Below are 911 nucleotides of genomic sequence, written 5' to 3'. Positions count from 1 at the left end.
GATATATTTATATAAAGTTTTGATTTTTCTTTACTATGAAATATGATATTATTGTTATAGGTGCCGGAATTACAGGATTAAGCTCTGCATACCATTTAAAAAGGATAATCCATCATTAAAAATACTTATTGTGGATAAATTTAAAACATTCTCACAGGGTAATACAGCAAAAAGTGCTGCTGCATTCAGGGATTTTTTCTCATTAAGAGAAAACCAGGTAATGGCACAGGCATCGATAAATTTTTATAGGCATTTGCAGAATGATTTAAACATTGATATTGGAATGAAGTTTTGCGGTTATTTATTTTTATTTGATAAAGAATACGGAAATGATTTTGTTTCAAAATATCCAAATTCAAGGATAATATACGATGATTTATCAGAATTTTTTAATATAAATATAGATAATGAGACAAAGAATATAATGGATATAGATTCAATAAAAACAGCAATACTGGATGAAAATGCAGGCATAATAGAGCCGGATTTACTATCAAAATTTTATTATAATGAATTAATTGAAATGGGTGCGGGAATACCGGGAAGCATATGGCTGGCCTTTGCATCAGGCAAAAAGGTCTACGGAATAATAGGAGATGGCAGCTTTGCAATGACATCAATGGAGTTAATAACGATGAAAAAATACAACCTGCCTGTTAAATTAATAGTGTACGATAATCATATACTCGGAATGATAAAGCTTGAGGAGGAGGTTATGGGATATCCAGAATATGGCGTCGATTTATACAATCCAGATTTTTCAAAGCTTGCTGAATCTGTGGGAATAAAAGGTATAAGGGTTAACAGTGTGTCTGAACTGGATTCCAAACTGGATGAGTTCTTTTCATATAATGGTCCTGTGGTTCTTGACGTTGTAACAGAAACAAATGAAACACCAATGCCACCAAAAC

At 32.1% G+C, this 911-nt stretch carries 2 protein-coding genes; both read left to right on the top strand.

Annotation, left to right across the window (positions count from 1 at the left end):
* Window positions 1-35: 35 nt before the first annotated feature.
* On the top strand, window positions 36-119 hold the full coding sequence (locus AOG54_RS10240; protein WP_156150322.1) for an FAD-dependent oxidoreductase: 84 nt from the start codon (window positions 36-38) through the stop codon (window positions 117-119).
* An 11-nt stretch (window positions 120-130) separates the two neighbouring features.
* Window positions 131-911: FAD-dependent oxidoreductase (locus AOG54_RS04110; RefSeq protein WP_156324195.1), on the top strand; the 781-nt coding region annotated here is incomplete at its 3' end.

This window comes from Acidiplasma aeolicum, from assembly GCF_001402945.1.
GTDB lineage: Archaea > Thermoplasmatota > Thermoplasmata > Thermoplasmatales > Thermoplasmataceae > Acidiplasma > Acidiplasma aeolicum.
This window is presented reverse-complemented; position numbering and strand designations above follow the sequence as displayed.